Genomic DNA, 12,978 nt, shown 5'->3' on the forward strand with positions numbered 1-12,978 from the left:
CATGCCGCCAGAGTGCCAACTTTTCGGGACGTTAGGGTGTTATTTGTGCGAGGTTGCCGAGGCCGAGCTGATGCCCCTGGTAGAGCACGGCTTGTTGGTCGAATTGGTCGATATTGCGGAGAGTGACGCGCTGAATGACGCGTACGGTTTGCGCATTCCGGTGTTGCGGCGCACTGACACCGGTGCCGAACTGGACTGGCCGTTCGACACCGGGCAGGTGGTGATGTTTTTGCGTGACTGAGGCCGGGCGGTCTCTCAGTCCGGGGCGCTCAATCCAGGTCGGTCAATCAGAGATATTGCGTGTCCACGACCATCGCTTTCGCAACGGCTTCTTTCTGCGCTTCGCTCATGCCGTCCCATACGTGCACTTTGGCGTAGTAGCCAAGGCCCGCGACGATGTACAGGCTCAGGGTGAAGACGATGAACACCGACATGAAAGTCCAGCGACCGACATCGCTTTCTTCGTCCTGGAAGGATTGCGAGTAGCGCTCTTCGCTTTCGGCCGGTGTGCCGGTGGAAAGACGTTTGATCCATTGAAACAGTTGAACCAGCATGGGTGTCACCTCAAAGTTTGAAATACAAAATCTGTCGTGGGCAGTGAGAACACCGGGGTGTCCTGGGTCTTCAGTGCCGACGTTGCGAGTCCGGCGGTCGCGCTCGATGCGCTGAACAAACGCTGAAAACGAAAAAAGCCCGTCGAGGACGGGCTTTCTTTTTATGAGTTCAGGTCCGGCAGGCGTTTACGGATTCGGTCATCGGGCGGGTCTGTAGAGGCCCGGTTGATGTCGATCGGTGTCGCGCCTGCTTGCCGATTTGGAAACATTTTAGGACAAATCAGTTGTCGCTTCTAGCGCTGTCATATGGATGTCTGACAACTGGTACTGAAACGGGCTGCGACAAATCGTCACGGCAGTGTCCACTATACCGTCATCCCTGTTGCAGCTCTGCTCGCGCAACGCGGCGGGGCTGGGCGATAATGCCGGGCTTGTCGTGTCAGTCCGTCCGATCACAGATTCTGAGCCCCTCATGTCCGAACCCGCTTTCATCGCCGCCGAACGCCAGGCCAGCACCCTTTATCTTCCACCGGGGCCGTGGCTGACGGTGGTCGATTGCCTGTGCGAACGCTTCAGCGCCATCAGCCGGGAGCAATGGCTGGACCGGATTGCCCGTGGTCGAGTCCTGGACGGTGAAGGACAGCCCATCGCACTGGACCTGCCGTACCGCGAAGGCCTGCGCATTCATTACTTTCGAGAAGTGCCCAATGAAGTGCCGATTCCCGTGCAAGAGACGATTCTGTATGCCGACGAGCATCTGGTGGTCGCAGACAAGCCGCATTTCCTGCCGGTCACGCCTGCCGGGGAGTACGTCGAACAGACGTTGCTGCGGCGTTTGATTCGCACGCTCGACAATCCCAATCTGGTGCCGCTGCACCGGATCGACCGCCACACCGCAGGTCTGGTGCTGTTCTCCGCGAATAAAGACAGCCGCTCGGCGTATCAAGCGCTGTTTCCCACCCGGAAAATCGACAAACGCTACGAAGCCATCGCCCGCGCCTTGCCTGAGCTGGAGTTTCCTCGGGTGCACAAGAGCCGTCTGGTGGATGGCGAGCCGTTTTTTCGCATGCAGGAAGGGGAAGGGCAGAGCAACACCGAAACCCGCATCGAAGTCTGTGAGCGCAAGGGCGACCTGTGGCGTTATGGCTTGTACCCGGTAACCGGCAAGAAGCACCAATTGCGGGTGCACATGGCGGCGCTGGGCGCAGGAATTTGCAATGACCCTTTCTATCCCGAGGTGATCAAGGACGCCGTGGATGATTACGACCGGCCGCTGAAATTGCTGGCGCAGGGGTTGCGGTTCGTCGATCCGGTGACGGGGGAGGAGCGAGTGTTCGAGAGCCGCATCAGGTTGGAGTGGTAAATGAAACGGGTGCAATCAGCAGCGCCCGCCTGACGTTGTGCGTTAATCTACGCCCTCAACCCGACCCCAAGAGCCACCATGAGCGAAGACCTTCTGCCATCACCTGATGCGCCGCCGATGCAACCGGCGCAACGTCGCGAGATGATCATTCGCAGGCTTCGGCGCGAGCAGACGTTAAGCGTCGTGCAGCTCACGGAAATCTTCAATTGTTCGCACATGACCGTGCGCCGGGACATCGCGCTGCTGGAGCAGGAGGGCCTGGTGTTTTCAGTGCCCGGCGGCGTGCGCCTGGCGAGTCAGATGGCCAACGAGCCGAGCCACCACAAGCGGGTGATTCTCGAATCCGAGCAGAAGCAGCGCATGGCCGTGATCGCCGCGCAGTACCTCAAGCCGGGGATGGTGGTTTACCTCGATGCGGGCACGACGACGCTGTGTCTCGTGCCGCACATCATCGCGCTGGAAGGCATCACCGTGGTCACCAACGATTTCAGCATCGTCATCGCTCTGTCGGAAGCGCGGCACGTCAAAGTGATTCACACCGGCGGCGTGCTGGACCACGACAACATCACCGGCATCGGCACCCTCGCTGCCGACACCCTGCGCAATCTCGCCACCGACATCGCTTTCATTTCCAGCAGTTCCTGGGATCTGCAACGGGGCATCACCACCCCGTCAGAGGCCAAAGTCGAGGTCAAGAAGGCCGCCATGGCCGGGTCGTCGCAGGTGGTGTTGATGGCCACCAGCTCCAAATACGGCACCTTCGGCATGTACCGCGTCGCCGGTCTTGACCGCTTCGATCCGATCATTTCCGACGACGGGCTGACGACCGATTCCGCCGCTGGCATTCGCCGTTCGGGCATCGAACTGATCCTCGCCTGATCGCCGTTGACGCCGCCGTACGGTCAGCGGCTTCCATCCAGCGCCGTGCTGACCCGCATCCAGGCAAATTGGCCATCGCGCACCATCAGCACCTGGTCCTGCGGGATTTCCAGCAGCGGCACCTCGTCATCCCGCACGTCGGTGAGCAACGCCAGGCAACTGCGCAACACCCCGGCGTGGGCGACCAGAACCGTGTCCCGCTGCAATGAACCCAGCAGGCTGCCGACGCGCTCGAACACGTGGGGGTAATTCTCGCCCTCGGTGGGCATGAAATTCAGCGGATCAGCCTGCCGTGCGGCGTAACGCTCCGGCTGACGCTCGGCGATCTGCTGCCAGTCCAGTCCTTCCCACTCGCCAAAGTTGATCTCCACCAGCCGTTCATCGGTCTGGTAACCCCCGGCGTCCAGCCCCATTCGCTGACGGATGATTTCCATGGTCTCGCGGGTACGGCCCAACGGGCTGGCGATGAAATCGGTGTTCGACGCGTCTGGCAGCAGCCACTTGAGACAGGTACCGGATACCGCCGCCTGGCCTTTACCCACAGCGTTCAAAGGGATGTCGCGACGCCCCTGCAACAGGCGTTTGGCGTTCCAGTCGGTTTCGCCGTGGCGGATCAGGTAGAGCGTGCGGTGGGTCTGTTCATCAGTGTCCATCGAGAATCCTGAGTGTGAAAAGTGATAGCTTGCGCTGTTAAATCTTAACGCAGATTGCTTGACATTGTGAAAAAATAACAAATACTGTGAGCTGCTCACATGCAACAGCCACACGCCACAACGCGTCGCTCATGACAGAGCGCTAGCCAGAGGGCCTGAACAGGCCATTCCGCGCGCTTTGCCTACCCCAATAAGAATAACGGAGGCAGCTTCATGTCTACACTCGACGGTACCCTGGGAGGCAGCACCTCTGCGCCCAACACCGAGCCGGTTGCGCAATCGGCGCAACCCACCGCTCACCAGCTCAAACAGCGCCGCCGGGCTTCGGTGGGCAGTCTGATCGGCACCACCATCGAGTGGTACGAGTATTACATCTACGGTGCGACGGCCGCGCTGGTGTTCCCTCTGTTATTTTTTCCCACCCATGACCGACTCGTCTCCTTGATGCTGTCGTTCGCCTCCTTTGCCATCGCCTTCGCGATTCGCCCCATCGGCGCGGCAGTTTTCGGCCACTACGGCGATCGCGTCGGGCGCAAGACCACGTTGATCGTCACGCTGGTGATGACCGGGTTGGCGACCTTTCTCATCGGATTTTTGCCCACGTACGAGAGTATCGGGCTGTGGGCGCCGGTGATCCTGATCATCCTGCGTCTGGTCCAGGGCTTCGGCGTGGGCGGTGAGTGGGGCGGTGCGGCGTTGATGTCGCTGGAATGGGGCGATCAGAAGAAGCGCGGTGCGGCGGGCGCCTGGCCGCAACTGGGCACGTCCATCGGCCTGATCCTGTCGACCTCGGCGGTGATGGGGTCGAGCTATTTTACCGGCGAGCATTTCCTTGATTGGGGCTGGCGTATTCCGTTCCTGCTGTCGGGGATCCTGGTGGTGGTCGGCTTGCTCGTGCGTCTCTCCATTGAAGAGACGCCGTCCTTCGCGGCGAAGAAGCAGAACCAGCAAATCGAGAAGAGCCCCCTCAAGTTCGTGGTCAAACACCACTGGCGCGAGATCGTCAAAGTGGCGTTCCTGCGCATGTCCGAGCAGATGCCGTTCTACATCTTCACGGCGTTCATCCTCGATTACGCGACGCAAACAGCTCACGTGTCGCGCACTTTTGTGCTGCTTGGGACGTTGTCCGCAGCGATCCTCGACCTGATCCTTTTGCCGATTTTCTCCAACCTCGCGGACCGGGTAGGTCGCCGCAACATGTATTACGTCGGGTGTGCGGTGCTGATCCTCATGGCGTTCCCGTACTTCTGGGTGCTGAATTCGGGCAACGAAACCTGGATTTTCATCGCCATTACCCTGTCGCTGGTGCCTCATGCCATTCAGTACGGCGCTCAGGCGTCGCTGATCTCCGAGCAGTTTCCGGTGCACGTTCGCTACACGGGTGCGGGGGTCGGCTACCAGATGTCCTCGCTGGTGGCCGGTGGCCCGGCGCCGCTGATCGCGTCGTTCCTGCTGGTCAGTTTCGGTTCGGGCTATGCGGTGGCGGCTTATCTGGCGGCGGGCGGCGTGATTGCCGCACTGGCTTTGTCGAGTCTCAAGGACCGCAGCGATCAGCATCTCTGATCGCCGGGTCTGTCATTCAAGAATAGGAGTTGCAGCATGACGATCAAGAAAGTGGCCGTAGTCGGTTCGGGCTACATGGGCGGCGGTATCGCTCAAGTGTTGGCCTTGGGCGGCGCGCAGGTGGTCTTGGGCGATCTGTCCGCCAGCGTGGCGAAGGACAATCTGGAGCGCCTGCTCAAACAGGGCAAGGCGTTCGCCGAGGCCGGGCTGTTTCCGGAAGATGCCCATGCGCGGCTGAGCGCGAACCTGACGGCGGCGGGTTCCATTGAGGAAGCGGTCGAGGGCGTGGATTATGTGACCGAGGCGGTGTTCGAATCGATGGACGTCAAGCGCGATGTGCTGGGGCGCGTGTCGGCGGCGGCCGCAGCGGACACCCTCATCGGCACCAACACGTCGGCGATTCCGATTGGCGAACTGGCGAAGTTCGTCACTCACCCGGAGCGTTTTCTGGGCGTTCACTGGATGAACCCGGCGCCGTTCATTCCGAGCGTCGAGCTGATTGCCAGCGAACACACATTGCCCGCTCACGTCGACACGCTGGAAGCGCTGATTCGCGCGGTCGGCAAGGTGCCTGCGCGGGTCGCGGACACCCCGGGCTTCGTTGCCAACCGTTTGCAGTTCGCGCTCTATAAAGAAGCGGTGATGGTGGTGGAAGAAGGGTTGGCGACGCCGGAGCAGGTCGATCTGGTGGTGAGCAATGCCTTCGGTTTCCGTCTGGCGCTGTTCGGGCCGTTCGCGATTGGTGACATGGCCGGGCTGGACGTTTATGCGTCTTCCTACAAAACGCTGTCGGGCACGTATGGCGACCGTCTGGCGGCGCCGAAAGCCCTGCAGGACTTGGTGGACGGCGGCAATTACGGCCTCAAGTCCGGGCACGGTTTTCTCGATATCGACCCGGATAAACGCGCCGAACTGCTGGCGTATCGCGACAAGGCCTACGCAGCGTTGAGCAAGTTGCGTGCGGAGTTGGGGCCTGCGCCAGGTTTGGTGAGCTGAGGTCAGTCAGTGGCGGCGGTCAGATAGGTCGCCATCGTAGCCGTCGTCCCCCCGGCGTCTCCCACGGGGTTTGCGGTGCGTGAGGATTTCGCGACCGGCCTGAACCTTGTGGGAGCAGCCCGAGCTGTGCGACGGCCGCGAAGCGGTGGGTCAGGCGTTGCACAGCCGGCTGACCCACCACAGGCTTGAATCACGGGCTGCCGAACTCGGCGCGCAGTTTTACAGCCGCCTGCTCGAACGCCACTTTCATCGCATCAATCACTTCATCCCCGTGGTCGAACGAGATGTAGATCCGTCCATAGGGTGACGGCATCATCAGCACACCGGCTTCGCGCAGGGCGAGGTGGAGGGCTTTGGTGAAGGCGGGGTTGGCGACCTTTGAAGCTTCTTCATACGTAATGGGCGCAACGTCGGCGTGCCAGATGCCGAATACGTTGCCATACCCACTGGTCACGGCCTGGATGCCCTGGGCCTCGAAAATCTCTTCGATCGCCACACGCAGCTGCTCGCCGCGCTGCACCAACTGCTCGTAATCGCTTTGATCCAGCAACGCCAAGGTGCTGCTGACCGCCGCGCAGGCCAGCGGGTTACCGCTGAACGTGCCGCCCCGGGCGACGCGGCCTTCTTCGAAGCCCTGCAAGATATGCGGCTTGCCGACGACCGCCGAGACCGGCACGCCGTTACCGATCGCCTTGCCGACGCTGGCCAGGTCCGGGTCCAGGCCTTCGCGCAAACCCGCCAGCCCGGCAAACAGACGAAAGCCCATCAACACTTCATCGCAGATCACCAGCGCGCCGTGTGCGTGCGCGATGTCCTGGACGTGCTTGAGGTAACCGGGCACCGGCATGATGCAGCCCGCGTTGGCGAGCATCGGTTCAAGGATCACCGCCGCAATATCGCCGTCTTCCGCAAACAGCCGCTCGACGTCAGCGAAGTCGTTGAAGCGCAGCAGCGTGGTGCGTTCGGTCGCGGGGCGAGCGCCGTCTTCGAAACGCGCTTCGTTGGAGGTCACGTTGCCAAAGCTCACGTCATCGAACCAGCCGTCGAACCCCGCTGCCATCTTGGCGATTCTGCCGCGCCCGGTGTACGCACGGGCGGCTCGGCAGGCGAGGTGTACGGCTTCGCTGCCGGAGTTGGTGAACATCACTTTGGTCAGTTCGCCGGTGTGCTTCGCCAGCGCCGTCGCTGCCGCGTGTTCGCGCACGTGGGCCCAGGACGGCGCGGCACTGTCGCTCAATGCGCGCGTCACGGCCTCGTTGACGGTGTCGTTGGCGTGACCCAACAGCACCGCGCCGAAACCCAGCGCGGTATCGATGTACCGACGCCCTTTGTCATCCCAGAGCCAGGCGCCTTTGCCTTTCTGGATGAACAGCTTTTCACCGTTCAGTTCCGGCAGGATACGCGCGGCGCTGGATACATCGCCCACTAAGTTAGCCATTCTCAACCTCTGAATCCGGACAGTCGTTTGCCGCCCTGGCACGGGGTCGGGGCGGCCTCACATGGTTTTCAATACGTCCCGAACAAGGGACTGCCGCCTGTTTATTGTTGTTTGACCTTCAATTTTTCGTTACGCCGCCGCAGCACCTCCAGCGTCAGCAGCATCAAGACCGACAGCACGACCATGATGGTGGCGACGGCGGCGATATTCGGGCTGATGTTCTCGCGAATCCCGGCGAACATTTGCAGCGGCAAGGTGCGTTGCGAAGGGCTGGCGAGGAACAGCGTCACCACCACTTCATCGAACGAGGTGGCGAAGGCGAACAGCCCCCCGGAGATGACGCCGGGCGCGATCAGCGGCAGTACGACGCGAAAGAACACCGTCAGCGGCGGGGCACCCAGGCTCGCGGCCGCACGGCTCAGGTTGGTGTTGAAACCTTGCAGCGTCGCGTTGACCGTGATCACCACGAACGGCACGCCGAGCATGGCGTGGGCCAGCACCAGGCCGAGGTAGCTGTTGAGCAACTGCAGCTTGGCGAAGAAGAAATACAGCCCCACCGCGACAATGATCAGCGGCACGATCATTGGCGAAATCAGGAACGCCATGACCACGCTCTTGCCGCGAAAGTCACCGCGGCACAGCCCGACCGAGGCCATGGTGCCGAACACCATCGCCAGCAGCGTCGCACCGGGCGCGATGATGAAGCTGTTTTTGAACGCCTGCCGCCATTCTTCCGAAGACATCAATTCCTGGTACCAACGCATGGAAAACCCGTCCATGGGGTACGTCAGGAACGACGACGAGTTAAACGACAGCGGGATGATCACCAGGATCGGCACGATCAGAAACAGCAGGATCAGGATCGACACCGAAACCAGTCCGAAGCGGGCGAGTTTTTCGGCGGGGGATGCGTAGGGTTGCAACATGTCAATTACCTCGCCTGAGTCGGGTTGGTGAGTTTGCCGTACACCACGTAGAGCAGCAGGGTGGCGATCAGCAACAGGCTGCCAAGGGCAGAAGCCATGCCCCAATTCACGGTCTTGTTGGTGTAGAACGCGACGAAGTAGCTGACCATCTGATCCGCTGCACCGCCCACCAGCGCCGGGGTCACGTAGTAACCGATGGCGAGGATGAACGTGAGCAGAGCGCCCGCCGCCAGGCCCGCGAAGGTCTGCGGCACGTACACCCGCCAGAACGCCACGAACGGATGCGCGCCCAGGGAAATGGCGGCCCGCACGTAGTTCGTCGGGATGCTTTTCATCACGCTGTACAGCGGCAGAATCATGAACGGCAGCAGCACGTGGGTCATTGCGATGATCACTCCGGTGCGGTTGAACACCAGTTGGATCGGCGCATCGGCGATGCCGAAAAACATCAGTGTGCGATTGATCAAACCGTCCGATTGCAGCAGGACGATCCACGCGGCGGTGCGCACGATCAGCGAGGTCCAGAACGGCAGCAGCACGCAGATCATCAGCAGGTTGCTTTTGCCCTCCGGCAAAATGGCCAGCCAGTAGGCCACCGGGAAACCCAGGATCAGGCACAGCACGGTGACGATGGCGCCGATGTAAAAGGTGCGGGCAAAAATGTCCACGTAGATCGACTGATTTGGCTCCGCCTTCACCAGATTGCCCGTCGCCGAATCCAGCCGATGATCGACGGACGCCAGCAGGTAATAGGGCGTCAGTTTCGACGACGCCTGTTTCAGCGCTTTCCAGTACGCGACATCGCCCCAGGCTTTGTCGACCTCGATCAGCGCCTCGCGTTTCGAGGCCGCGCCGTCGTCCGGCAACTTGCGCAGGGTTTTGGTGATGACGGTGCGGTAGTCGGGAATCTCGTAACTCAGGCGCTTGCTCAAGGCGAGGATCTGACCGTTTTCCTTGGCGCTGGCAAGGTCTTTGATCAACGCGGCGTAGGTGCTTTCGCCGGGCAACTCGGTGCCTTCCCAGCCGCTCAAGGCAGCGGTGGTGGCGGGCATGGCAGTGTTGACTTCGGGGTTGTCGACGCTGCGGCTGAGCAGGGTGCCGATGGGGAAGGCAAAGCACACCAGCACGAACAGGAACAGCGGCGCGATCAGCGCCAGCGACTTCAATTTGTACGTGCGTTGGGACCTTCTGAGTTTGGTCCTCAGGTCGACGGGGTCTTCGTCGCGGTGCAACAGAACGGCGGTCTGACTCATGATCGACGCCTCAGTGCTGAATGACGTCGAGCGCACGAATGTGCTCGGGCGCCCAGGACAGGGAGATGGAACTGCCGACGGTCCAGCTGCTGTCCATTTGGGTGGCGGGCAGTTTGATCATGAAGTCAGGTTGCCCTGCGATTTCAGTGATCATGCGCACGTGATCGCCGAGGTAGATGTATTCGCGAATCCGTGCGGTCAGGGGCGTACTGCCTGCTGCGCTGACAAGCACGCGTTCAGGACGGATGCACAGCGCGACAGCTTCTCCCGGCTGCGCGCCGGTCACGGTGATCGCCTGAACCAGACTGCCGTCCTTCAAGCGAACGGTGGAGTGGGTGGCGTCCTGGGACAGCACCGTGCCGTGCAGGGTGTTGTTCTCACCGATGAACTGGGCCACGAAGCTTTTGGTCGGGGTTTCGTAGATCGCCGCCGGGGTGTCGATCTGCTGGATCACGCCGTCATTGAACACGGCCACGCGGTCCGACATTGTCAGCGCTTCGCTCTGGTCGTGGGTCACGTAAACGACCGTCAGCCCCAACTGTTTGTGCAGGTGCTTGATCTCCAGCTGCATGTGCTCGCGCAGCTGTTTGTCGAGGGCGCCCAAGGGCTCGTCCATCAACACCAGCTTGGGCTCGAACACCAGCGCGCGGGCCAGGGCAACACGCTGTTGCTGGCCACCGGACATCTGCGCCGGGTAGCGTTTGGCGAAGTCGTTGAGGCGCACCATGTCGAGGGCGCGGCGCACTTTCTCGGCGCGCTCGATGCGGTTCATCTTGCGCACTGACAGCGGAAACGCGAGGTTCTCCTCGATGGTCATGTGCGGGAACAGTGCGTAATTCTGGAACACCATGCCGATGTCACGTTTGTGCGGCGGCAGGTTGTGCAGCGGTTTGTCTTTCAGAAAGATCTCGCCCTGAGTCGGTGTTTCAAAACCGGCGAGCATCATCAGACTGGTGGTCTTGCCCGAGCCGGAAGGGCCGAGCAGGGTGACGAATTCTCCTTCGGCGATGTCCAGGTTCAGGTCTTTCACGACCGGACGAAAGCCGTCGTAGGTTTTCTGGATGTTCTTGAAGCTGACCAGGTGTTTCATGTCGCAGCCCTCATCAGGGTGTAGGCAGGTGCCGTCTTCGCTACTCATCTGCCTGTTCACGCAAAATGAAGAAGCAATCAGTGGCCGTCACGTCGCGCACGGGCGCGCGACATGGCGGAGGTTTGCAGGGTGAGCCGCCACGCTGGAACGGGTGGCGGAAAATGCGCCGGAATTACTTCTGGGCGATCCAGGCGTTGAAGCGCTCGGTCAGCGATTCGGTGTTGTCGACCCAGAACTCGACGTCCAGCGGCAGCGCGGCGGCGAGGTTGTCCGGGGTGGTCGGCAGGTCGGCCTTCAGGTCCGCAGGAACAAGCTCGTTGGCCTTCTTGTTCGGCAAGCCGTAGGCAATGAATTTCGGCAGTTTGGAGAGGTTTTCCGGCTTGCTGGCGAAGCTGATGAAGTCCATCGCAGCGGTTTTGTTTTCACTGCCTTTGAGCACGGTCCAGGAGTCGATGGCTGAGACGCTGCCGTTCCACAGGAATTTGAAGTGCTTGCCTTCGTTGCGGTTGAAACCGGTGATGCGGCCGTTGTAAGCCGAGCTCATCACCACGTCACCGGCCGAGAGCATTTGCAGCGGCTGCGCGCCCGCTTCCCACCAGACGATGCTGGATTTGATGCTGTTGAGCTTGTTGAACGCACGGTCCACGCCTTCCGGGGTGCGCAGGACTTTGTAAACGTCAGCGGGCTTCACGCCGTCGGCGATCAGGGCGAACTCCAGCGAGTATTTCGGGCCTTTGCGCAGGCCGCGTTTGCCGGGGAATTTCTGGGTGTCGAAGAAATCGGCCCAAGAGGTCGGGGCGGTTTTCAGCTTGTCGCCGTCCCACGCCACACCGGTGTTCCAGACGATGGCGCCCACGCCGCAATCGTTCACCGCTTCCGGAATGAAATCAGCCTTGTTGCCGACCTTGGCCCAGTCGATTTTTTCGTAGAGGCCGGTGTCGCAGCCCAGCGCAAGGTCTTCGGCTTCCACTTCGACCACGTCCCAGTTCGGGTTGCCGACTTTCACCTTGGCGTCGAGTACGCCGACGCCACCGTCCCAGCTCTGGTCGAGGACTTTTTTGCCGGTCTGTTCGCCGAATGGCTTGAAGAAAATCTCACGTTGCGCGTCCTGAAAGTTTCCTCCCCAGGAAACGATGGTCAGGTCACGGGCGCTTGCCGACTGTGCAGCGGCAAGTCCGGCAACGGTCAACGCGAGAGCGGCTAAAGCGTGGCACGGCTTGTGCTTCTTGTGCATGTGGAACCTCGACGCAGATGGTGTTGTGTGGTGGTGGTAAAAATATTTACCACCTGCAAATCTGCGAAGCAAGTTTTATTTTTCCGTGCCCCCGAAAACTAAAATCGCCCGGATGACCGGTAAGCGGTTGTTTTTTCACGCCCGGCTTTTGCGCTCAGGCCAGCCGTCAAGCTCACGCCGTTCGGGGCATCGAGCCCACGGCCACGCCCGCGTCCGGTGATCGGTCGTCAGCGGTTGTTACTTTTGCGCTTGTCAGCTGACGCCGGTTGGTGCGAAATACCCAACTTGGTGCACCGCGACCCTTCAGGCATCGACGGATGCACGCCGTCTCATACGCGCATTCACGCGGCGTCGGCCCGTGACATGCCGAGTTCATTCGAGGACACAACCGTGACAGATTCGCCGGCGATCAGCCGCAACCCCCACGCGCCGGAAGAGCCCGTCGAAGACGAGGTCCCGAGCGAAGACACGGCGTCGGTCGGCGAACGGCTCAAGGCGCTGCGTCAGAGCCGGGGGTTGTCGATCCGTGGTCTTGCCGAACTGGCGGGCGTTCCCCATGCCACGCTGTCGATCATCGAACGCGACAAATCCAGCCCGTCAGTCAGTATTCTCAAGCGCCTGCTCAAGCCGCTGAACGTCACCCTGAGCGTGTTTTTCTCCGACTCGGCGGTCGTCGACCGTGCGGTGTTCTACAAGGCCCATGAACTGGTCGAACTGGCGGACGGCAAAATGCTGTCCTACCGGCAAGTCGGGGCCAACCTGACCAACAGCTCGATGATGATTCTTCACGAACGCTACGAACCCGGCGCCGACACCGGCCAGGAAGGCGAAGAGTTGTACTCCCACGAAGCCGAGGAGGGCGGCATCATCATCGAAGGTCGTCTGGAAATGACTGTCGGCGATGAGGTCCGCATCCTTGCGCCAGGCGACGCCTATTACTTCGACAGCCGCTTGCCGCACCGCATGCGCAATCCGTTCGACGAAGTGTGCGTGGTGGTCAGCGCGGTTTCGCCGCCGACGTTTTGATCG

The 12,978-nt window shown here is 61.1% G+C and carries 13 protein-coding genes; 6 read left to right on the plus strand and 7 right to left on the minus strand.

Annotated features, from left to right (window positions below):
* Position 1 precedes the first annotated feature (1 nt).
* Positions 2-241 carry a glutaredoxin family protein gene (locus AAEO81_RS13460; protein ID WP_166595299.1) on the plus strand — a complete coding sequence of 80 codons (240 nt, stop codon included), beginning with the start codon at positions 2-4 and terminating at the stop codon, positions 239-241.
* A 46-nt stretch (positions 242-287) separates the two neighbouring features.
* Here AAEO81_RS13460 and AAEO81_RS13465 read toward each other — a convergent pair whose 3' ends face one another.
* On the minus strand, positions 288-554 hold the full coding sequence (locus AAEO81_RS13465; RefSeq protein ID WP_341964082.1) for a hypothetical protein: 267 nt from the start codon (positions 552-554) through the stop codon (positions 288-290).
* A gap of 472 nt (positions 555-1,026) precedes the next feature.
* Here AAEO81_RS13465 and AAEO81_RS13470 point away from each other — a divergent pair, with 472 nt between their 5' ends.
* Together AAEO81_RS13470 and AAEO81_RS13475 are read left to right on the plus strand one after the other, a co-directional pair.
* Positions 1,027-1,917, plus strand: coding sequence for a pseudouridine synthase (locus AAEO81_RS13470; RefSeq protein WP_341964083.1), 891 nt, complete (start codon positions 1,027-1,029; stop codon positions 1,915-1,917).
* 78 nt (positions 1,918-1,995) lie between these two features.
* Positions 1,996-2,796: a DeoR/GlpR family DNA-binding transcription regulator gene (locus AAEO81_RS13475; protein ID WP_341964084.1), complete on the plus strand. Its 801-nt coding sequence runs from the start codon at positions 1,996-1,998 to the stop codon at positions 2,794-2,796.
* Between the two features lie 23 nt (positions 2,797-2,819).
* On the opposite strand, the gene AAEO81_RS13480 is transcribed toward AAEO81_RS13475, so the two are convergent.
* Positions 2,820-3,449, minus strand: a complete 630-nt coding sequence (locus AAEO81_RS13480) for a histidine phosphatase family protein (RefSeq protein ID WP_341964085.1) — start codon at positions 3,447-3,449, stop codon at positions 2,820-2,822.
* Between the two features lie 213 nt (positions 3,450-3,662).
* Here AAEO81_RS13480 and AAEO81_RS13485 point away from each other — a divergent pair, with 213 nt between their 5' ends.
* Together AAEO81_RS13485 and AAEO81_RS13490 are read left to right on the plus strand one after the other, a co-directional pair.
* Positions 3,663-5,012, plus strand: coding sequence for an MFS transporter (locus AAEO81_RS13485; RefSeq protein WP_341964086.1), 1,350 nt, complete (start codon positions 3,663-3,665; stop codon positions 5,010-5,012).
* A 36-nt stretch (positions 5,013-5,048) separates the two neighbouring features.
* A complete protein-coding gene (locus AAEO81_RS13490) occupies positions 5,049-6,008 on the plus strand; it encodes a 3-hydroxyacyl-CoA dehydrogenase family protein (protein WP_341964087.1) in 960 nt (319 codons plus the stop codon).
* Positions 6,009-6,198: 190 nt separating this feature from the next.
* Here AAEO81_RS13490 and AAEO81_RS13495 read toward each other — a convergent pair whose 3' ends face one another.
* From AAEO81_RS13495 to AAEO81_RS13515, 5 genes are all read right to left on the minus strand, one after another.
* The gene (locus AAEO81_RS13495; protein WP_341964088.1) at positions 6,199-7,446 is read right to left on the minus strand and encodes an aminotransferase class III-fold pyridoxal phosphate-dependent enzyme; all 1,248 of its coding nucleotides are present in this window, start codon (positions 7,444-7,446) and stop codon (positions 6,199-6,201) included.
* A gap of 101 nt (positions 7,447-7,547) precedes the next feature.
* Complete coding sequence (locus AAEO81_RS13500; protein ID WP_166595306.1) at positions 7,548-8,372, minus strand: ABC transporter permease; 825 nt, start codon at positions 8,370-8,372, stop codon at positions 7,548-7,550.
* Between the two features lie 5 nt (positions 8,373-8,377).
* Positions 8,378-9,625, minus strand: a complete 1,248-nt coding sequence (locus tag AAEO81_RS13505) for an ABC transporter permease (protein WP_341964089.1) — start codon at positions 9,623-9,625, stop codon at positions 8,378-8,380.
* Positions 9,626-9,635: 10 nt separating this feature from the next.
* Entirely contained in the window at positions 9,636-10,715 is a 1,080-nt protein-coding gene (locus AAEO81_RS13510) for an ABC transporter ATP-binding protein (protein WP_341964090.1), read from the minus strand.
* Between the two features lie 172 nt (positions 10,716-10,887).
* On the minus strand, positions 10,888-11,949 hold the full coding sequence (locus tag AAEO81_RS13515; protein ID WP_341964091.1) for an ABC transporter substrate-binding protein: 1,062 nt from the start codon (positions 11,947-11,949) through the stop codon (positions 10,888-10,890).
* Between the two features lie 390 nt (positions 11,950-12,339).
* On the opposite strand from AAEO81_RS13515, the gene AAEO81_RS13520 reads away from it, so the two are divergent.
* Complete coding sequence (locus tag AAEO81_RS13520; RefSeq protein WP_341964092.1) at positions 12,340-12,975, plus strand: cupin domain-containing protein; 636 nt, start codon at positions 12,340-12,342, stop codon at positions 12,973-12,975.
* Positions 12,976-12,978: the final 3 nt, after the last annotated feature.

The organism is Pseudomonas sp. RC10, assembly GCF_038397775.1.
GTDB classification, from domain to species: Bacteria; Pseudomonadota; Gammaproteobacteria; order Pseudomonadales; family Pseudomonadaceae; genus Aquipseudomonas; species Aquipseudomonas bambusae.